The following is a 19,137-nucleotide window of genomic DNA, read 5'->3' on the forward strand; positions in this document are numbered from 1 at the left end:
GCATCTCTGCAAGTCTTTTTCCATTATCAAGTGGTTGTTTAAATTTTTTACGAATCACCAAACATTTGATTTTCCCAAACTGCTTCATTATGTTCCCTGTTCATAACTCATTTAGGATTGCTATATAGAAAATAAACATAAATAGTTGGAAAATAACTAAAGTTCTTAATCATCCCTAACCAAAATGCCTAAACTCCTTGCTGACATCCAAAATTTACTCTCTGATTTAATCGCTCGCTATTCCTCCCGTGTCGATTATCTCATGATTCGTTTAGAAGAAGCTGAAGGAACAGATATTTTATTGCGTGGTGATAAAGTAGAAACCCTCAGTGAAGGTATTTCTATCGGTGGCCATGTTCGCGCTTGTCATAAAGGTGGCTGGGGTTTAAGTAGTTTCAACCAGTTAGCAACTATCGAACAAAGAATAGAAGAAGCGATCGCTGCTGCTAGGATAGTGGGAGATGAAGAAACCATCCTCGCACCCATTGATCCCATCCAAACAGTATGTAATTTACACCTCACAGGCATTGATCCCCGTACCGTTTCCCTCAAACAAAAAAAAGAATTGTGCGATCGCTACACCGAATTATTAAAAAGCGTTGATTCTCGCATTACCACTACCTCAGTCCGTTATGCTGATAGTTGCCAAAGAGTAATTATTGCTACCTCAGAAGGAACATTAATAGAGCAATCTTGGGTAGATATGGAAATGCGCTTTGCAGCTACAGCAAGAAACGGCGACACCGTACAAACAGGGAGAGAAACCACAGGATCACGGAAAGCTTTTGAAGATTTAGTCAATTTAGATACTCAAGTTAAAAGCGCAGCAGAAAGAGCAGTAACAGCTTTATCCTTACCATCAGTTAAAGGTAACACTTATACCGTCGTCATTGACCCCATACTTACAGGTTTATTTGTTCATGAAGCTTTTGGACATCTTTCCGAAGCAGACATGGCCTATGAAAACCCTGATTTATTGGAGGTGATGACTCTGGGAAGGCGTTTTGGTTCAGAAGAACTGCAAATTTTTGATGGTGCTGCACCCCAAGGTCACAGAGGTAGTTATTTTTACGATGATGAAGGTACACCTGCGACAACTACGCAATTAATCAAAGATGGGGTTTTAGTGGGACGTTTACATTCTCGTGAAACTGCGGGTAAACTAGGCGAAGCACCCACAGGTAACTCTCGTTGTTTAGATTATCACTACTCACCCATTGTAAGGATGACAAATACCTGGATAGAAAGAGGTAAAACCCCAGTAGCAGATTTATTCACAGATATCAAAGAAGGAGTATATGCACGTAACTGGTTAGGTGGGATGACAAACGGGGAAATGTTCACCTTTAGAGCGGGTGAAGCGTGGATGATTAGAAATGGCAAAATAGCTGAACCTGTAAAAGATGTTACACTATCCGGTAATGTTTTTCAAACCCTAGCAGATATTGAAGCTATAGGTGATGATTTTTACTGGGATGAATCCGGTGGATGTGGTAAAGGTGGACAAAACGGTTTACCTGTGGGTTGTGGTGGTCCTTCTTTGCGTATTCGGGATGTAGTGGTAGGGGGAGAAAGTTAACTAATTGATAATTGACAATTGACAATTGATAATTGTTTAATTCCATGTTTAAAATCTCCCCTTTCCAGGGGAGAAAAGCCAAAAATCCCGCTTTTTCAAGACTCTGACTTTCAAAGAGAGGTAATTGTCCATTATTGAATCATATTCATGATATTATATTTTCATCACTTTATCTATCTGTTGTAAAAGCGATTCTAAAGTAGAAGAATTATCTAAAACAAAATCCGCACGGGCAATTTTTTCTGATAATGGTAATTGACTATGAATTCTTGCTGCTGCTTGTTCATTTGTTAAATTATTCCTTTGAATTAATCTTTGTTTTTGCTGTGCTTCTGAACAAGAAACAACCCAAATTTCACCAACTAAATTTTCTAAACCTGCTTCAAATAATAGGGGAATAACTAATACTAAAGTAGTTGCAGATGATTCATTAATAGTTTTTAAAAACCAATTTCTCACATAGGGATGAATAACATTTTCTACTTAAATACGTTCTTCTGGTTGATGAAAAATAATTTCTCCCAATTTAGCACGATTTAAGTTACCATCTGCTAATAAAATTTCTGATTTACCATAACGTTGGGCAATTTGTGAGAGTATGGGAGAACGTACAGATACAGCATCTCTAGCATAAACATCTGCATCTAAAATCGGTAAATTATAAGCAGTAGCTAAATAATTAGCCACTGTACTTTTACCTGTAGCTATACCACCTGTTAAACCAATTAGTCTTTTAGTCATTAGATATTAGTCATTAGATAAGCTGTTACACAGCTAAATTGTATAACCCTAATGTTCTGAACTCTTGTTTAACAGGCAAGATGCCTGTTCCACTTATACAAATTAAATGCACAACAGCTTATTAGTCATTAGATGTTAGTTATTAGATGTTAGTCATTAGTTAGTTATTAATTTATTATATTTACCCAATCACCAATCACCAATCACCAGTCACCAATCACTTATGCGCCCATTGAATAATTGCTTTGAGTAAACCTTCAGCAGTGTATTCTTCTGCTTCTATATCAACTCTACCAAATAAATCAAAACAAGTTTTAGTTGTTTGGGGACCGATGGAAGCTATGCAAGTTTTGTCTAGATAATGTGTAATTCCTTCTGGAAATTTCGTTGTTGTTAATAGACAGAAAAATTGTACAGTTTTGGAACTAGCAAAGGTAATTACATCTAAAGAGTGGTTTTGCAAAGCTTTTTCTGCTGCTGGGGGAATAGTTTGAGGACAGAAAGATTCATAAGCGGGAACTTCTCTGACTTCTGCACCCTGAGAAGTTAATTCTTGGACTAAAACTTGTCTTCCTCCGCTTTCCACTCTGGGAAATAAAATCTTTTTACCTGCTAAATTTTCAGGAAAGTTAATAACTAAAGAGTCAGCGATAAAGTGAGGAGGAATAAAATCTGGTTGAATATCGTGTTTTGCCAGACTTTGGGCGGTTTTTTGACCCACAACAGCAATTTTTACCTTAGCTAAGGCGCTTTTATCTTTAGCTTTAGCTTGAAGTCTCTCAAAAAAGTAATCTACACCGTTAGTGGAGGTGAAAATTAACCAGTTGAAAGTTGATAACTGAGATATTGCCTCATCTAAAGCTTTCCAACTGGTAGGAGGTCCAATTTCTAAAGCTGGTAGTTCAATAACTGTAGCACCTTCGGCAGTCAGGCGATCGCTAAATTGGCTAGACTGTCCCACAGAACGGGTAACGAGAATGGTTTTCCCTGCGAGGGGAAAAGTAGGAGGATGGGGGGATGGGGAGATAGGTATATTACTATGCACGATTTTATAGTTGTAAGAGGAGCAGTTTAGCAATTTATGTTTAGCAATTTATAATATTCTATATTTTTTCATATTACAGGAACTTCCGTAATCCTACAACTTCACCAATAACAATTACAGATGGGGATAAATATAAACCCGTAGTTTTTGTCAAAATATTACCTAGTTCACCTGTCCAGACTTCTTGACTGGGAGTTCCTGCCCAACGGATGATAGCAATGGGTGTGGATTGCGACTTTCCATATCTTAGCAGTTGATGGACAATCTCCGCCAGATTTTTTCCCCCCATCAAAATTACTAAAGTTTCTAATCTTGATAATGCTTCCCAGTCTAAAACCTCTGGTTCGTGTGCTGTTAACACTGCAAAACAGCGACTGAGTACGGTATCTGTGAGGGGTATTCCTGCTAATAAAGGTGCTGCTAAAGCTGAAGAAATTCCTGGTATGACTTCATACTCACAACCCGCAGATTTTAACGCTTCTATTTCTGAAATACAACGTCCAAAAATAAACGGATCACCTGATTTCAGTCTAACAACTTGTTGACCTTCCCGGCAATACTTCACCAATAAACTGTTAATTTCTCCTTGGGGAGTGCTAGGTTTACCTCCGCGTTTACCCACATCTAATTTTAAACAATTTGGTGGTACACATTCTAATAATTCCTTATCTACTAAAGCATCATAAATTAAAACCTCAGCAGATGCCAAGAGACGAAAAGCTTTCACTGTTAAATATGCCACGTCTCCAGGGCCTGCACCAACGATGTAAACTTTTTTTTTGGTCATTGGTAATTGGTAATTGGTAATTAATTATTTACTGTCACCTGTCACCTGTCACCTGTCACCTGTCACCTGTCACTTGTCACCTATTACCTATCTCTTTGAGAATTTTCTCGATAGTTGCTGCTTTTTGCGGTTGACGTTGTTTCTGAAATAGTGCTTTTGATGTTTGTAAATTTTGGAGTGCTTCTGCTTTTTCGTCTTGCAATAATTGAATATTTGCTAACCTTAAATAAGCATCAGGATTTTTGGGACTGCGAGTAATTACATCATTAAATACTTCCTTAGCTTCTTCAATTTTTCCTTGATGGTTTAACAAATCACCTAATAACAACCTCACTACATCATTAGTAGAATTTATTGCTATTACTTGCCGAAAAGCTGCTTCTGCACCTGCATAGTCTTTTGCTTGAAAAAGATTAACTCCTTTTTGAAATAAATTTGAGGTTATTAATGTTTTAACGGCAAAATAAATCAGAAAGCTGATACTAACAGTGACTGAAGAAATTGCAATTATATTACTCAGTTGTGAATTTTCTAACATCATTGTAAATCCCTGTAAATCCCTGGTCTAACTAAGCTAAAATAGCAGCAATAGGAAAAATGAGATATTCTATAAAAAACAGTTTCCAGATAAACTGATAAAATTGAGCAATTTCGCTTTTGTTTTGCAAGTCCACTTTTTGACTTTTTCTCCAGATTAAAACTAAGGGTATAAGATGACTAATAAAGAGAAATATAGGATTCACTTCAGCTAATCTGAATATACCCACAAACATCATCCCTAGATAACAAACTGTTAATACCCAAAGGGCGAGTTTAAATACTTTTCTTTGTCCTAATTGTATAGTAAAAGTGGTAATATTATAAAGTTTGTCTCCTTCTAGATCGGGAATATCTTTAAAGATGGCGATCGCAAATGTAAACACCAAGATAAACGCTGTCAAAACCCACACCGCACTGGGTATACCTTGGCTTCTTTGGAATAACCAACTAAAATGTAAAAACAGTCCTAAATTAACAATAGTTCCCCGCACGGAAAAAATACACAAAGCTGCCCAAAAAGGAAACTGTTTTAAACGAATAGGTGGTAAAGAATAAGCAGTACCAATTAATAAACTTATCCCCACCATTCCCAACAAATATGGTCCATTTAGCCAAGCTACAACCAAAGCTAAAATACCAGTAATAACAACTATTAAAGTTCCTTGTTCTCTAGAAAATTCTCCTGAAGCTAAAGGTAAATGAGGTTTATTAATTTTGTCAATATCTACATCTTGTAATTGATTCAAACCAACAATATAGATATTACCAGCAATACAAGCTAACCAAGTTCCGAAAATCTGCCCTAAATGAACTACAGAAAAACTTGTAGAAGTGACACCAAGGGTCAGTAAATATAAACCGAAAACACTTAAACTTGTGCCAATAATAGTATGTGGACGGGAAAACTTCCAAAAAGCATAAAGCCGACTTCCTGGAAAAATAGGTGAATTTTGTTGAAAAAATTGATTCATTACTCGATTTTAGATTTTAGATTTTGGATTTTACCGCAGGGCATAGGGAACAGGGGAGAAAAAGGTTTTTCCCAGTCACCAATCACCAGTCACCAATCACCAGTCACCAATCACCAGTCACCAATCACCAGTCACCAATCACCAATCACCAGTCACCAATCACCAGTCACCTCTTCCCACACAACAACCCAAACCGAATCAAACCCCGTTCATAACCCCGACTCATCAACCCCAAAGAAAGCGCCCCTTGAATTGTACTCCAACCCGAAAAAAGTAACCCAAAAAATGCTTGAGGAGTAAAAGCAGAATCAATCACAAAATTCCAAAAAGGTGCAACAGCAGTGGACCAATCAGCGGTGCGAACGTTGTTTAATGGTAATTGATGAGCGATCGCCTCATACTCTGGCAAGGAAATTACATAGGGTAAACAATAAACCCGATAAATGTCCTGTAAATGCTTTTGTTCATCAGCAGTCAAAGGTGAAACATCCGTAGGACGATGACACCATGTCACCATAATCAAAGTACCACCAGGCTTTAACACCCGATAACACTCTTGCAGAAACTTGGTTTTATTTGGCATATGTTCGCCACTTTCTAAAGACCACACCAGGTCAAAAGAAGCATCAGCAAAAGGCATTTCTTGGGCATTGGCAACCAGGAAATTACTCCTAGAACCCAAATTAGCCTCCAAGGCTCTTTCCTTGGCTCTAGCGGCTTGTACAGGGCTAAGTGTGATTCCTGTGGACTTAGCATTAAACTTTTGCGCTAAGTATAAAGAACTGCCACCAATCCCACAACCCACATCGAGGATATTCTCTGCATCCTTAACACCTGACCAGTTCAGCAGTTCTTCGATTAAATCAATTTGTGCCTGACGACGGTCTTTTTGCTGCTTACCATCTGCACCATAATAGCCGTGGTGCATATGTTCTCCCCAAATTTGTTCCCATAGTCCAGAGGAAGCATCATAAAAGTCTTGAATTTGCTTATAAAGTGTTGTACTCATGAATCAACTAGATGAAGATCAAGCCTAAGTAAAAAAAATATATTTTTAGGCTACCATTTATGTTTTTAATTAGATAAGGCAATTTTGCTTTTATAGGAAAATTTGGAATTACTTATGACTGTTGCTCGTACAATCTGCTTAGGATTTCTGACTGTTATCCTGGCAGGAACTATCCTATTAATGATGCCTTTTTCCACTAGCAATGGTACCTGGAATGACCCCATTGTAGCACTATTCACCTCAACCTCCGCAGTTTGTGTTACAGGTTTAGCTGTAGTTGATACTGGTACTGGTTTTTCCTTTTGGGGTCAATTGTTTATTGTCATGCTAGTACAAATTGGTGGTTTAGGATACATGACAACTACCACCTTTTTGATTTTATTAATTGGCAAAAGATTTGATCTGAGGCAAAAATTAGCGATTCAACAAGCTTTAGACCGCCCAGGAATGAGTGGTAGTACCCAAATTATCCGCTCTATCATTGCTACAACTCTGATTTTTGAAATTACGGGAATATTTTTGTTATTGCCAGCTTTTGTTAAAGATTTTGGTTGGGATCAAGGACTTTGGTTATCAATATTTCACAGTATCAATTCTTTTAATAATGCAGGTTTTAGCCTATTCAAAGACAATTTAATAGGCTATCAAACCTCTATCTTAGTAGTTTTCACTGTTACAGGCTTAATTATTTTTGGAGGCATTGGTTATCAGGTTATTTTAGATATGTATTTTTGGTTTCGTGATAGATGCTTAAAGAAACCTCATGCCATAGTATTCTCTCTTGACTTTAAAGTAGCAACTAGTACGACTCTACTGCTTTTAGTTGTGGGAACAATTGCTTTTTTGTTCATAGAAATGAGAAATCCTGAAACCTTTGGTAATTTTAGTTTTCCTGAGCAATTATTATTAGCTTGGTTTCAATCTGTTACCCCTAGAACCGCTGGATTTAACACTGTTGATATTGGTAAAATGACTGATGCCGGGTTATTTATTACCATTGCTTTAATGTTTATTGGTGCCAGTCCTGGTGGTACAGGAGGAGGTATAAAAACCACAACTTTAAGAGTTCTCACTAGTTGTACAAGGGCAATCCTCCAAGGGAAAGAGGAAGTTTTACTTTATGAGCGTAAGATAGCAATATCACTGATTTTAAAAGCTGTAGGTGTAGTTTTTGGTTCTCTAGCTACAGTGATTGGCGCAACGATTTTAATTAGTATTACAGATCCGAAATTAGAGTTTATTCAAATTCTTTTTGAGGTGGTATCAGCATTTGGTACAGTGGGTTTATCCACAGGAATAACAGCAGGTGTTTCCACTGGAGCAAAAATAATTTTAATTGTCACTATGTACATTGGTAGAGTCGGTGTTTTATTATTAATGTCAGCTATATTAGGTGATCCTCGTCTGAGTAGAGTTCACTATCCTGAAGAAAATTTACTTGTTGGGTAATTCAATTTTGGATTTTAGATTTTGGATTTTGGATTGTATTTAAATAACTAACTCTAATCTCAAATTTTATTCCCTATTCCCTGACCACTGACAACTTACAAAATTATGAATCTTTCATCATTAAAATTTTTTCGCAGTTTACGGCACGATAATCAGCAATTTGCTGTAATTGGGTTAGGTCGTTTTGGTCGTTCTGTTTGTGCAACACTGCACAGTTTAGGTTATCAAGTTTTGGCTACTGATGTGGATGAAAAGCGAGTTGCTGAAGCTTTAAATGATCAAATAGTCGGTCATGCCGTGCAACTAGACTCTACTGAACCTGCTGCACTCAAAGAAGCTGGTATTTTTGAATTTGATACAGTAATTGTGGCTATTGGTAATTACATTCAAGAAAGTATTATCACCACTCTTAATGTTAAAGAAGCTGGTGTACCTCATGTAGTTGCAAAAGCTTCTAGTGAAGTTCACCGCAAGCTATTAAAACGAGTGGGAGCAGATCATGTAGTTTTCCCAGAATATGAAGCTGGTTGTGCTTTAGCAAGAACTCTCACTAGACCATCTATTTTAGATCGCTTTGACCTCGATCCAGATCATAGCATTGTTGAAGTAATTGTCCCTGATGAATTTCACGGTAAAACTGTTGCAGAAATTCAACTGAGAAACCGTTATGGTTTAAATTTGTTAGCAGTAAGTCAGGATGGTAAATTTAAGATTAATCCTGATCCCACTAAGCGTTTAGAACGTGGTTCAGCTATGGTGGTAATTGGTTGCAATAAAGATATTAATCGTTTACCAATTTAGGTGACTGGGGACTGGTAACTGGGGACTGGGTAATCAATTTTATGTTTTTTAATCAGCTATTAACCAAAGTTGCTAGTTATGGGGAAGAGCGATAGCTACGCTGCACTTCGTGAACGCTAGGGTGAAGTTTGGGAAATAAATGGGTCAATAAAGTAATAACCCACATTCCGCACTTCATAAAGTAGCATAATTAAACTACATTGACGGTCAATTAAAACTTATGGTTTGAACAATTACGTATCAGTGGAAAACAAAATTATGAACACACAAAGTTGAGCTTTTATTTGTGTTTACAAGCTGTTTCAACAATAATATTTAATTCAAGGTGTGCAATCAGTTATCAAAAAGATAACCAATGAAATCGTCAAACCAGAGAGAACAACTAAGATAATAAATAATATTTTTGGCAAGTAGCAGGTAGGAATTGCAAGATATGACAATGCGACTCCGTTAAATTAAGAATTCGTTGAAATCCTTGTATCATTAAAAGATGAATCCCTTGAAAACATTGAAATATCCATCTTAATGTGGGAGATTCTGTGGGTTTATTCAATTGATTTTTAACTGTGGATTTTTGTGCCTGCCACAAGAGTTTTGCTGTTGTGTAATTAACTCCTGATTTTCTTAGGACTTACGCAAGATATGACTAAAAACCTTATTCTTGCGTAGGGGTAATTCATGAATTACCCCTACTTTCGTTCCCTTTTGCGTAAGTCCTGTTTCTCTTAATTTACATTTCACTCTATAAACTGTTGTTTTTCCTTTATTGGTTTCAGTAATTCGAGGGTCTGATATTTGATGATATTTTAATTTGGTTGTTATTTCTTTGACTTTTAATTCGGTCAAAGATTTATCTGTAAATTCTTCCTGTTCTAATTTCGCTATTTGTTTGTTAGCTTTTAATAACTCTTCTTGGATTTTTTTGTCTAGTTTATTTAAGTCTGCTTTTTTTCTTTCTGCACTTTCTACTAATAACCATCTTTGCTCTATTCCTCCATAAGATACTTTCTCTTCGAGATAGCTATGGTTGGTGAGCGCAGTCGAACCATAACCCTTTATTTTACAGGCTTTCAGGTCTTTATTTATAAAGGCTTTTACTCTTATCTTGGCTTTTTTAATGGATAATGGTACTCGACTTATCCATTTCATGTTTGACATTAATTTTAAATTACTTTCGCTCCATTTCTTCTTTTTGGTAATTCATATTTCTTGGCATTTTTATTTAATTCAGTCTTATTCTCTCATTTTTTTCCTGAATTTATTATCAATGCCCTATGAATTTCTCTTTAGTAGTCAAATGTAAATTAACGTCTATATTTTTACTGTCTTAATTGCGTATTTATATTTAAGTCTTTATGCTGCTTATAATACTTGTATATGTACTACAATTTGAAGTGCGGAATGTGGGATCAAAGAGCGATAGCGAAGCGCTGCTGCAAGCAGTTCGCTCCTAAGCTGTTGTGCATTTAATTTGTATAAATGATACAGGCAAGATGCTTGTGCCACAAGAGTTCAGAAATTTATGATTATACAATTTAGCTGCATCACAGCTTAGTTCAATTTATTGAAGTTAATGTTTTTTGTATAAAAATCATAAACTTAAACAATCTATGAATTTAATATAAGCCCATATTTGCTAAATTTGACTGAAATAAATAACTTGCTGTTAGTTGTTAGTGAAATAATGTGGTGCGATCGCTTTATTTGGCTTTACTTAGTTCTACTTAGGAGATACTAAATAAACCTAAAACCCAGATGAATCAAAGATTAGAGGTATTTAAAAAAAATTTCCTCACTATTTGCAACACAGGACAAACAGTGAGCGTATATAAAGTAAGCCTATTTTGGTAACTCCTGTGCTGGCTAGAAACCTCAGAAGATTTACTTACAAAGTTTTGGAGTCAAAATGTCAAATGTAATGCAATATACTGAAACATCAGAAGTGTTGGGTATTCCCATAATACTGAAGATGTTAATGCAGAATGAAAATGAATTTACTATCATTGCTATCAAAGATGATGGTGAATTTCACAAGCTGTTCACGTACATGGCGGATATTGATGCTTTACAAGCAGATAAAGCAGAAGTGAGTAAATTGGCTGATGATTATGCACGGCAAGTCAATAAAATACTGAAAGGGGTTATTTTAATTTCAGATGGTGTTGTTTGGTTTGTTACAAATGTAATGGATTTTATCTCATCCATGTTTGGAGGTTTAGCAGGATTTGGATTAATTGGAATTGCATTTGTTCTTGGGATCATGTTAACGGTAGCAGCTCTTTGGATTTATGCTTTTTTTATCATTGGTCCGTTGATGGCTATTTCATTTATTCTCAAAGCTTGGTTAAACAGTAAGAGGGAAAAAGCTATCAAGCAACTTTCTCGAAATTCCTTGGAATTTGCTAGAAGATGTAAAGTTGATTTGGATTTGTAATAAATCTGGGAAAGTCGGCAAATTCTTAATACCTAATGTTTTGATACAGGAACAAAAATCAAAACAGTTTGGGGACAAACAGTTTGCATTTAGATAACAGATAATACCTCACAAAAATTATTGGAGAAAAAAATGAAAAACTTGTTTATCAATTTCACAATCACAACTGCATTAATTACATCAATATCACCCTTAGCATTTGCATTACCCAAACCAGAATCTAAACTTCCTTCAGGTGCTTATTATACCCCAGGAACTATGTTTAATAACTCTAGGAGAGAGATTTTAAATCGTAATGGAAAAATTTGCATCAAAATAGTTGATGGACCACCTAATAACTATCGTGGACGAGAAGAAATTATGATTAGTAGCGTATCAAATCGAGGAGGTAAACTTTACATTGATGGGAATAATCAGGAAATCCAGGTAATGAATGTTAGAGAATTACCAGAGTATGAATTTTTAAGCAAATATTCTACTGTTTTAGCTGCATTCAGTGATAATGTTTCTAGTGGTTGGGGATTATTAGCAGGAAATAACTCTGATTCTCGTACTACTCCAGCGCAAAATAAGAGAATGCAGGAATGTATAAATACTAAAGGTAATTATGTCCGTAAAATCAAAGGTAGAATGCTGCAAGGACAATTTTAGATAATTCTCTTGGATTACCAGCGTTTTTTGGTATTTGGTCTATTTTTCTTATCCTGCAACGGTTTGGGGCTTATTTCTTCCTGATAAATATTTACAGCACATTCCATAGAAGATTAGCGGGCAAGATGCCCGCACTACATCGCCCCTTTCTATTTTGTTTTTCAAGATTTAGTAGAGGAATTTTTCAACTTTTTGCAACACGGAGTAAATCTGGTTCGTATATAGATTATGGACAACATCTAGTTCAGCAATCTACTTTATCACTCATTAAACATTTATTTCAAAGGAATGGGAAATTATGATCAGAGGTCTCAGGAGTGGAACAGCAATTTTATTATTTGCCCTAGTTAATATCATCAGCTTACCAACCACTGTTAATGCACAAAAATCACAAAATATTGATTATTGATATTTGTGATAGGAGAAATCAAAAAATGAGTAAATTACATTCTATTTTCAGTATCAAATTTTTTCAGAAAAAAATGACTAAAAAGTTTATTGCTTATTTCTTTATAGGTTTTTTAGTTATTAGCAGTATAACTTTACCTGGAACAATATTTAATTATAGTCGTGTTTTAGCAGCTAATTCATCAAATCAAACCGAAAAATGTTAATTAAAATCAAGAGTTCTCGCTTTTTCTTAGCTGTTGCCACTCTAACAGCATTTAATTTCATTGTCTTCATACCACACTTCCAACAGCCGCCAGCCCACGCACAAGGTGGAGAAATTATAAAAACAGAAAGTAAACTTTTAATTTCTGCCAGTGCAAATACTAAATTTAAAACTTTTGTAGAAAAGCGGACTTATTCTATTGCTTATCCACAAAACTGGTTTGTTAGAAGAGAATGGAAGTATTTAGCACACATCACTAACCGCAGAATGCCAGAAACAGGTGGTGATTTTGGTATTCCTGATTATTTGATTAAAACAGATGTGCAAATTATTGAAGAAAATTTTCAATCTGTTTTAAGTAGAGAACCTTCTTCTTTTATAGAAGAAGGCTACAGAATAATTAAAAGAGCGAATGTAAGAATTGACGGTAAAAATGCTGTCAGATTATGGCTTACAGATAGTGAAGGAGAAACATTAATGACTTTGCTGCCTTACAAACGAAACAAAACAGCTTGCATGATAACTTTCTACACAAAAAATAATTCTCATCTCTTACCATTGATTGAAAGAATGCACTCATCTTTTAAATCATTGAATTGATAATCAAAATACTCATTACCAACAATATCTGTTAAAATGGGGGATTCAATTTATGAAAATTTCTCAGCTTAAAAACATTATTCTAGGTTTCATATCTTGGTTTGGCTGGTTAGCATATATCATCTGGATTTTCAGTTATCTGATTTTGATGATATGTGTAGGCGTAGTAATACTCATCATTCCCATGATTGCTTATATCGTTTTTGCCATTACTTCTGTTATGTCCAGACTAGTACTAGGAGGGATAGGAGTTGGTGATAATTACACTAACTATAATAGCCAATTTGAACTCACTCCCAGCGATGGTATAGGCTATACTCTGACGACAGCCATAACATCTATTGTTCGCTTTATCTTTAAGCTAATTCTTGTACTACCACTGAAATTATTTATTGGTAGTCATACGGGTATGTCAATGGAAGCCCCCATAACTGAAATTCCGGGTTATATGCTGGAAAGTATTAGCTATTTACGTCCTCCACATCGTTTCAGCTTTTACTGTGGTATTGTCAGCTTTCCATTGATGGCTGGACTCTATTTTTATTTAACCAAAACCTGAAATTTTTTCACTTTTTTGCAACACGGAGTAAATCTGGTTCGTATATAGATTATGGACAACATCTAGTTTAGCAATCTACCTTATCACTCATTAAACATTTATTTCAAAGGAATGGGAAATTATGCTCAGAAGTCTCAGGAGTGTAACAGCAATTTTATTATTTGCTTTAGTCAATATCACCACCTTACCAACAACGGTAAAAGCACAGGATTCAAATGTAGAAAAAGAAAATTTTACTGTTTCACTCAAAAGTTGCGATCGCTCAGGAAAGATTATCAAGTGCCATCTTTTACTAACTAGCAAAAAAAAGTTTGATATTAGAGTGTATGGTAGATCAGGCAACTATCCTACCAGTAGAATATTTGATAGCTTTGGAAATGAGTATAATGCTGCATCCGTGAAAATAGGTAATACGGAAAATGCTGATTGGGTAGATAAACAACTATTGGAAGGGATTCCTACAAAATTAATGTTAACATTTAATGAAATCCCACCAGAGGTTAAAGAAATAGCTGTTCTTGACATTCGTTCCACTTCCAATTATGCTAACACTGATAACACTGAATTCCGTAACATTGTCATTTTTAATAGAGTAAAAAAATAGCAAATATATAGCAATTCTAATTGATCCGTGAGAGTTCAACAGGACTCAAATCCTTATTTTATAAGGATTTTTAACTACATATTTTCTCACGATTGGGATAGGATTGCTATAGTGTTAGCTAAACTTGCAATGTTGTCAGGACGTATACAATGTAAATAATTCCACTAACTAATTAATTAGTAAATAATCTCTATTACAAAATCAAGGAATTGGAAATTATGATCAGAAATATTAGTAGAGTAACAGCAATTTTATTATTTTCCTTAGTCAATATCACCACCTTACCAACAACGGTAAAAGCACAGGATTCAAAGATTGCTCAAGCTAGTAAAACCCGAAAGATTGTAGTCAATGAATTTGGCTACTCTTTTGATGTACCAACTTGGGCGCGTGTTGTTAAAGATAGCAGCAGAGGGGGAGTTATTTTAGAAATATTGAAAGAAAATTATTATAAGCAGCGACAACGCGGACGTATACGAGATGAATGTTTTTATGGTCAAGGAACAACTTTATTTGGCTGCGCTGAATTTCATATCTCCATTATAAGAAATGGTCGTAAAGCATTAGCGGAGACACATAAATTCCTAACTACTGTTTGTTATTGCGATGTGATCTCAGGACCCAAAGTATACAAAGGTAATATAACAGTAAATAAGCGGACATATCGGAAGTATGAAACAGGGGATGAGGGAGCTTTGTACAACATTTATTTATACTTAACAAAGAAAAATCATTTGGTTAGTATTGTTCTCTATAAAGATCCCTATCCAGGTGATAGAGATGCTCTAGTCACAGTTATGGGTTCTTTCAAGGAATAAAAACTGGGAATCTGAAGGAAGTTGTCACAAGCTTGAAATTTTTTTCATCTTTTTGCAACACGGAGTAAATCTGGTTCGTATATAGATTATGGACAGTATTAAATATCTACATCTAGTTCAGCAATCTACCTTATCACTCATTAAACATTTATTTCAAAGGAATTGGAAATTATGATCAGAAATATTAGTAGAGTAACAGCAATTTTATTATTTACCTTAGTCAATATCACCACCTTACCAACAACGGTAAAAGCTCAAGGTTCAAATGTAGATTGTAAAAAGGCAGTTGCTAATGCTAAAAGTCGTTTAAGAAAAATTCCTAATGTGTTAATAGAGGATACTTTTAAGCTGTTACACAGCTAAATTGTATAATCCTAATATTCTGAACTCTTGTTTAACAGGCAAGATGCCTGTTCCACTTATACAAATTAAATGCACAACAGCTTACAAAGAATCTTAACCAGGTTTATTCCGATTTCCCAAAAGAACGACCTATTGAATATATCTTTTATCTCACTGGTCCAAAACGTAAAGGTCGTATTGTTGAAACTGGTATCAAAAAGGTTGAAAACTCAGAACAATTCATGAAGAATATTAGCCAAGATATCATATCTAAATGTAGTTCAATTGGTGCAGTTACTTTTAGCAGTACATTACATCCAACTTGTGGTATCGCTTTTGGATTAATGCGAGATAAGAAAGTTAAACTATTCGACATTGTAATAGTAGACGAAGATACATCCCTAAAGTGGGGACAAACATTCTGCTGGTGACTAGCAAAGCAGATTTTAGTAACATTAACATCGAAATTTATTTGTTTTTAATTACCAACATAAGTTATTAAATCATGAGTAAGTCAATTAAAAAAACATCACCTTTTTTTCAATTACTCTTATTATTTATTTGAAGTTAGATCAAATGAAATTATTCATGGAACTCTAGCACTTCATGGAGGTAAAGAAACCAGTATTCCTTGGGAAACTAGTAAAGAGATAGATCAATGTTTAAACTCTAATAAAGTTTTCTGGTATTTTAAAAAATTACCAGGTTGGTAAATGAAATAGAATTGTACTTAGAATCATAACAACTATAACTACAAAGGTAATCAATGAAAAGCAAAATACTATTCAATTTGAGCGTGTTTTTAATCCTATTTGGTGTTAATTTACTACCAGTTCATGCTCAAAAAAATACTAATCAAGTCAATTCAAACAAGGACAATAATCGGAGTTATATTGGACTCCGCTACCTTGGTCCCCGTGTTCCTTACACCCCTCCAGCGTACCTTGACCACCCCAAGGGTATTCAATATTTTGGTAGCTGGATAGTTGACGATCCTGGCTATCCCAGTTTAACACCTGGCAGCAGAGCTACTGTATATGGAATCAGTCAGGTAAAAAAAGGAAATCAGGAAATGTTGTGGTTTGAAATAGTTGTAAATAGAGATAGAACAGGAAATCCAAGTCAGTGGTTAGTTATAGATGTACTCACGCTTCCTAAAATAAACAAACCATACACTATGGTAGGACATGGTGGATCATGTCTACGTAATGGTGTTTCTGATCTTGATATAATTGCAGTTGCTAAAGACACTAATTCAGAATATTTTAGGCAAATTCAAAAAGCTTGGCGTGCTAACCGTAAAACACGGAAGTTTGAAGCAATTAGTACCAAAGGAGTAATCTGTTTAAACACTGGCTCAGGTGATTAGTATTTATAAAAAGTGTAATTTAAAAATTCAGGAATATAAACGACAATGACAGTTTCAACACTTTAATCACAAAATCATCCACAAATATAAATCATGCGTAAATGGCGTTTATTTATTATTACTCTCATCAGCTTTATCGCTATCTTAGGAGAAAATTGGGTTAAAAAAATCCTCCCTATTTCTCTCTGTATTTTGCTAAATTCCAACTCCGCCGCTTGTTACATCAATTTCAATGATGGTCGAGTTGAAGCTGCTATTTCAAATATTAATGTAACTGATAATATTAGTCATAAAATTTTGAAGATAAATCAAGATTTACCAACAAAACAAGAGGATTATTTTCAGCATAAATTACCCTCACAAATTGCCATACCTCCCATTATTAGACCAGCAGAAACTAACTTATATCTCCAAAATGCTTTACCTCAAGATTTCCGCATCAGTAGTCAAATACCTTATAGTTCAGGTAAACAGGAAATTCTTCTAGTATCTCCATCTACAGGAGCAGAACAGTTATATACTTTTAATGTTCCAGGTTCTAGGAGCTTTCAGCTATTTGAAGTTGAATATAAGAAAGTATCAGCTATTGATTTTAGCAGTTTAACCAACACAGATAGTTTAATTGTTAATCCAGAACAAATAAAATCTGTACTGAATAAATTTAAAATTACCTTTGCTAATAATTCTTTATCTAAAATAACTTTATCAGACGGGACAACAGCTAATTTTTCCGCAGGACAAGCTATAATCAAATCTCCCCAAGGTCAAACAGTGGAAACAGTGAAAATTTCGCAAAATGAATTGATTGATCAAAATATATTTTTGAGCCGAGAAAGAAGTAAAATGAACAAAAATATAGAAAATAATACAACTAATAAAAATGCTAATTTATTAGCTAAAACTTCAGAATCAGCTTGTCAAGCTGCGGTGAGTTTATCACTCAATGTTATATCAGATAGTCTAGGTTTATGGGGAAACAAATTAACTACAAGTAAATCACTAATTACTAAATCTGTTGGTTGGGCAATATCCTTTGGTTCTGGAGCAATCAAAAGTAATATTAGTACCAAAAACCCGATGTTACAAGAGGTAAATTGTAGACCGCCTGTACAGTGTGAAGAACAGCGTGTAAGTGGAGGTAGTGAAATTAGAACTGATTTATTTCAAGTTGCTAAAGGTGCAAATAGAAAAGTCAACCTAAAATTTGAATTTTATGTAATTCCCGACAGAATAGAATTATATTTTGATGGTAAACAAATCTTTGGAGTTGGACCTAAATCTGGTCAAGGTAATGAAACTTTTGATTTACCAACTAATGCAGAGTATGTGGGTGTGAAGTTAATTGGAAATGATGATGTAAATACTCGATGGTGGTATGTAATATCTTGTTCTGGTTCTCAACCTCATGAATTTGAACCTGGAGAAGTTGAAACTCCTTATGCGGGAGCAGTTAAAATACCAGTCCCTCTTAATCATAAAGGCCAGTGGTATGACATTGATAGACAAACAAATCCTAGAGACCCTAATAGAAGTTTTTGGCAAGCTTCTCTATACAACACATTAAACGAAAATTTCCTAGCATATAAAAATATTGCACAACGTCACGCATTCTATGACTTTGCTGATGCTTATCTTGAAACACAACCAAGAGCTATTAAGAGTAGATGGTTTAAAGCAGCAGCCATTGTAACGCAGTGGAATGGTATAGGAGCAGCAGAAGGAATCAATTTGGGGTACATGAATGAAAAGACAGAAAATTTTCTGAAAAAAGGTAACGAATTTTTGTTCAAATTCAACATGAATAACTTTAAATATCTTTTAGATGGTAAGAATATTCCTGGTATGGAAGGATTAAGAGGCAAATACCTGGATTATAAATTAGTTGAGTTTGAACAAAGAAAGGCAGAAGAATTTATAAAAAGTTATAGCTACAATGGGTCAAAGAAGGAGATCATTCAGGAAGTTAATCAGGCGTTTAATTATGGAAAATACTGCCTAGTTAAGTGTGTTTTCGCTCCAGATTCTGTATCTCAAGTAATTAGGGAAAATTTTAAACCAGGAGAATTTGATTTTAGCAATATAAATCATAGAATTACTTTAGGTAAAGGCATAATAGACAAGTTGTATGAAAAACAATAGTAAAATATTCTATATATTGACTATTTGATTTAGCAAAGTTTTAACTTGTCTGCATTCTGAAATTATCCTGTCATGTTCTCAACAAC

Annotated in this window: 20 protein-coding genes and 3 pseudogenes; 15 read left to right on the top strand and 8 right to left on the bottom strand. The window is 34.9% G+C overall.

Annotated elements, in window-relative coordinates; genetic code table 11:
• Positions 1 to 184: 184 nt before the first annotated feature.
• A complete protein-coding gene (locus FFR48_RS09675; protein ID WP_137667216.1) occupies positions 185 to 1,579 on the top strand; it encodes a TldD/PmbA family protein in 1,395 nt (464 codons plus the stop codon).
• Between the two features lie 153 nt (positions 1,580 to 1,732).
• Here the strand turns inward: FFR48_RS09675 and coaE are convergent.
• From coaE to FFR48_RS09700, 5 genes and pseudogenes are all read right to left on the bottom strand, one after another.
• A pseudogene (gene coaE / locus FFR48_RS09680) lies at positions 1,733 to 2,320 on the bottom strand (dephospho-CoA kinase).
• A gap of 217 nt (positions 2,321 to 2,537) precedes the next feature.
• On the bottom strand, positions 2,538 to 3,398 hold the full coding sequence (locus tag FFR48_RS30375; protein WP_307722515.1) for a uroporphyrinogen-III synthase: 861 nt from the start codon (positions 3,396 to 3,398) through the stop codon (positions 2,538 to 2,540).
• Between the two features lie 40 nt (positions 3,399 to 3,438).
• Positions 3,439 to 4,152 (bottom strand): uroporphyrinogen-III C-methyltransferase, encoded by a 714-nt coding sequence (gene cobA / locus FFR48_RS30380; RefSeq protein WP_096572253.1) that lies wholly within the window; start codon positions 4,150 to 4,152, stop codon positions 3,439 to 3,441.
• 76 nt (positions 4,153 to 4,228) lie between these two features.
• Entirely contained in the window at positions 4,229 to 4,690 is a 462-nt protein-coding gene (locus tag FFR48_RS09695; RefSeq protein WP_096572252.1) for a tetratricopeptide repeat protein, read from the bottom strand.
• A gap of 31 nt (positions 4,691 to 4,721) precedes the next feature.
• Complete coding sequence (locus FFR48_RS09700) at positions 4,722 to 5,663, bottom strand: homogentisate phytyltransferase (protein WP_137667217.1); 942 nt, start codon at positions 5,661 to 5,663, stop codon at positions 4,722 to 4,724.
• Positions 5,664 to 5,686: 23 nt separating this feature from the next.
• On the opposite strand from FFR48_RS09700, the gene FFR48_RS09705 reads away from it, so the two are divergent.
• Positions 5,687 to 5,878: a hypothetical protein gene (locus tag FFR48_RS09705; RefSeq protein ID WP_162501870.1), complete on the top strand. Its 192-nt coding sequence runs from the start codon at positions 5,687 to 5,689 to the stop codon at positions 5,876 to 5,878.
• Here FFR48_RS09705 and FFR48_RS09710 read toward each other — a convergent pair.
• A complete protein-coding gene (locus FFR48_RS09710) occupies positions 5,830 to 6,672 on the bottom strand; it encodes a methyltransferase domain-containing protein (RefSeq protein WP_096572250.1) in 843 nt (280 codons plus the stop codon). The two genes, FFR48_RS09705 and FFR48_RS09710, sit on opposite strands and share 49 nt — an antisense overlap.
• Positions 6,673 to 6,786: 114 nt before the next feature.
• Between FFR48_RS09710 and FFR48_RS09715 the strand changes: the two genes are divergently transcribed.
• Both FFR48_RS09715 and FFR48_RS09720 read left to right on the top strand, forming a co-directional pair.
• Positions 6,787 to 8,121 (top strand): TrkH family potassium uptake protein, encoded by a 1,335-nt coding sequence (locus FFR48_RS09715; protein WP_096572249.1) that lies wholly within the window; start codon positions 6,787 to 6,789, stop codon positions 8,119 to 8,121.
• Positions 8,122 to 8,226: 105 nt separating this feature from the next.
• Positions 8,227 to 8,922: a potassium channel family protein gene (locus FFR48_RS09720; protein ID WP_096572248.1), complete on the top strand. Its 696-nt coding sequence runs from the start codon at positions 8,227 to 8,229 to the stop codon at positions 8,920 to 8,922.
• A 382-nt stretch (positions 8,923 to 9,304) separates the two neighbouring features.
• Here the strand turns inward: FFR48_RS09720 and FFR48_RS29375 are convergent.
• Both FFR48_RS29375 and FFR48_RS09725 read right to left on the bottom strand, forming a co-directional pair.
• Positions 9,305 to 9,511, bottom strand: a pseudogene (locus FFR48_RS29375) (IS1634 family transposase); the annotation flags it as partial.
• 127 nt (positions 9,512 to 9,638) lie between these two features.
• Positions 9,639 to 10,104 (bottom strand): annotated as a pseudogene (locus FFR48_RS09725) (IS1634 family transposase); the annotation flags it as partial.
• A 724-nt stretch (positions 10,105 to 10,828) separates the two neighbouring features.
• Here FFR48_RS09725 and FFR48_RS09730 point away from each other — a divergent pair.
• From FFR48_RS09730 to FFR48_RS09775, 11 genes are all read left to right on the top strand, one after another.
• Positions 10,829 to 11,356, top strand: a complete 528-nt coding sequence (locus FFR48_RS09730; protein WP_137667218.1) for a hypothetical protein — start codon at positions 10,829 to 10,831, stop codon at positions 11,354 to 11,356.
• Positions 11,357 to 11,488: 132 nt separating this feature from the next.
• The gene (locus FFR48_RS09735) at positions 11,489 to 12,007 is read left to right on the top strand and encodes a hypothetical protein (protein ID WP_137667219.1); all 519 of its coding nucleotides are present in this window, start codon (positions 11,489 to 11,491) and stop codon (positions 12,005 to 12,007) included.
• 482 nt (positions 12,008 to 12,489) lie between these two features.
• Entirely contained in the window at positions 12,490 to 12,621 is a 132-nt protein-coding gene (locus tag FFR48_RS30050) for a hypothetical protein (protein ID WP_268932422.1), read from the top strand.
• On the top strand, positions 12,615 to 13,220 hold the full coding sequence (locus FFR48_RS09740; RefSeq protein WP_137667220.1) for a PsbP-related protein: 606 nt from the start codon (positions 12,615 to 12,617) through the stop codon (positions 13,218 to 13,220). The genes FFR48_RS30050 and FFR48_RS09740 overlap by 7 nt, the downstream gene beginning before the upstream one ends.
• A 52-nt stretch (positions 13,221 to 13,272) precedes the next feature.
• Positions 13,273 to 13,779, top strand: coding sequence for a hypothetical protein (locus tag FFR48_RS09745; protein WP_137667221.1), 507 nt, complete (start codon positions 13,273 to 13,275; stop codon positions 13,777 to 13,779).
• Positions 13,780 to 13,900: 121 nt separating this feature from the next.
• Positions 13,901 to 14,383 (top strand): hypothetical protein, encoded by a 483-nt coding sequence (locus FFR48_RS09750; RefSeq protein WP_137667222.1) that lies wholly within the window; start codon positions 13,901 to 13,903, stop codon positions 14,381 to 14,383.
• Positions 14,384 to 14,601: 218 nt separating this feature from the next.
• Positions 14,602 to 15,201, top strand: a complete 600-nt coding sequence (locus FFR48_RS09755) for a hypothetical protein (RefSeq protein ID WP_137667223.1) — start codon at positions 14,602 to 14,604, stop codon at positions 15,199 to 15,201.
• Between the two features lie 171 nt (positions 15,202 to 15,372).
• Positions 15,373 to 15,564, top strand: coding sequence for a hypothetical protein (locus FFR48_RS09760; RefSeq protein WP_137667224.1), 192 nt, complete (start codon positions 15,373 to 15,375; stop codon positions 15,562 to 15,564).
• 221 nt (positions 15,565 to 15,785) lie between these two features.
• On the top strand, positions 15,786 to 15,974 hold the full coding sequence (locus tag FFR48_RS09765; RefSeq protein WP_137667225.1) for a hypothetical protein: 189 nt from the start codon (positions 15,786 to 15,788) through the stop codon (positions 15,972 to 15,974).
• Positions 15,975 to 16,339: 365 nt separating this feature from the next.
• A complete protein-coding gene (locus FFR48_RS29380; protein ID WP_236104037.1) occupies positions 16,340 to 16,912 on the top strand; it encodes a hypothetical protein in 573 nt (190 codons plus the stop codon).
• A gap of 93 nt (positions 16,913 to 17,005) precedes the next feature.
• Entirely contained in the window at positions 17,006 to 19,051 is a 2,046-nt protein-coding gene (locus tag FFR48_RS09775; protein ID WP_137667226.1) for a hypothetical protein, read from the top strand.
• Positions 19,052 to 19,137 lie beyond the last annotated feature (86 nt).

The sequence above is a fragment of the Sphaerospermopsis reniformis genome (assembly GCF_005402885.1).
Lineage (GTDB): Bacteria > Cyanobacteriota > Cyanobacteriia > Cyanobacteriales > Nostocaceae > Sphaerospermopsis > Sphaerospermopsis kisseleviana.

Coding starts and splice junctions, on each gene's coding strand:
- FFR48_RS09675 (WP_137667216.1), top strand. CDS start 185: ATGCCTAAACTCCTTGCTGACATCCAAAATTTACTCTCTGATTTAATC.
- cobA (WP_096572253.1), bottom strand. CDS start 4,152: ATGACCAAAAAAAAAGTTTACATCGTTGGTGCAGGCCCTGGAGACGTG.
- FFR48_RS09695 (WP_096572252.1), bottom strand. CDS start 4,690: ATGTTAGAAAATTCACAACTGAGTAATATAATTGCAATTTCTTCAGTC.
- FFR48_RS09700 (WP_137667217.1), bottom strand. CDS start 5,663: ATGAATCAATTTTTTCAACAAAATTCACCTATTTTTCCAGGAAGTCGG.
- FFR48_RS09710 (WP_096572250.1), bottom strand. CDS start 6,672: ATGAGTACAACACTTTATAAGCAAATTCAAGACTTTTATGATGCTTCC.
- FFR48_RS09715 (WP_096572249.1), top strand. CDS start 6,787: ATGACTGTTGCTCGTACAATCTGCTTAGGATTTCTGACTGTTATCCTG.
- FFR48_RS09720 (WP_096572248.1), top strand. CDS start 8,227: ATGAATCTTTCATCATTAAAATTTTTTCGCAGTTTACGGCACGATAAT.
- FFR48_RS09730 (WP_137667218.1), top strand. CDS start 10,829: ATGTCAAATGTAATGCAATATACTGAAACATCAGAAGTGTTGGGTATT.
- FFR48_RS09735 (WP_137667219.1), top strand. CDS start 11,489: ATGAAAAACTTGTTTATCAATTTCACAATCACAACTGCATTAATTACA.
- FFR48_RS30050 (WP_268932422.1), top strand. CDS start 12,490: ATGACTAAAAAGTTTATTGCTTATTTCTTTATAGGTTTTTTAGTTATT.
- FFR48_RS09740 (WP_137667220.1), top strand. CDS start 12,615: ATGTTAATTAAAATCAAGAGTTCTCGCTTTTTCTTAGCTGTTGCCACT.
- FFR48_RS09745 (WP_137667221.1), top strand. CDS start 13,273: ATGAAAATTTCTCAGCTTAAAAACATTATTCTAGGTTTCATATCTTGG.
- FFR48_RS09750 (WP_137667222.1), top strand. CDS start 13,901: ATGCTCAGAAGTCTCAGGAGTGTAACAGCAATTTTATTATTTGCTTTA.
- FFR48_RS09755 (WP_137667223.1), top strand. CDS start 14,602: ATGATCAGAAATATTAGTAGAGTAACAGCAATTTTATTATTTTCCTTA.
- FFR48_RS09760 (WP_137667224.1), top strand. CDS start 15,373: ATGATCAGAAATATTAGTAGAGTAACAGCAATTTTATTATTTACCTTA.
- FFR48_RS09765 (WP_137667225.1), top strand. CDS start 15,786: ATGAAGAATATTAGCCAAGATATCATATCTAAATGTAGTTCAATTGGT.
- FFR48_RS09775 (WP_137667226.1), top strand. CDS start 17,006: ATGCGTAAATGGCGTTTATTTATTATTACTCTCATCAGCTTTATCGCT.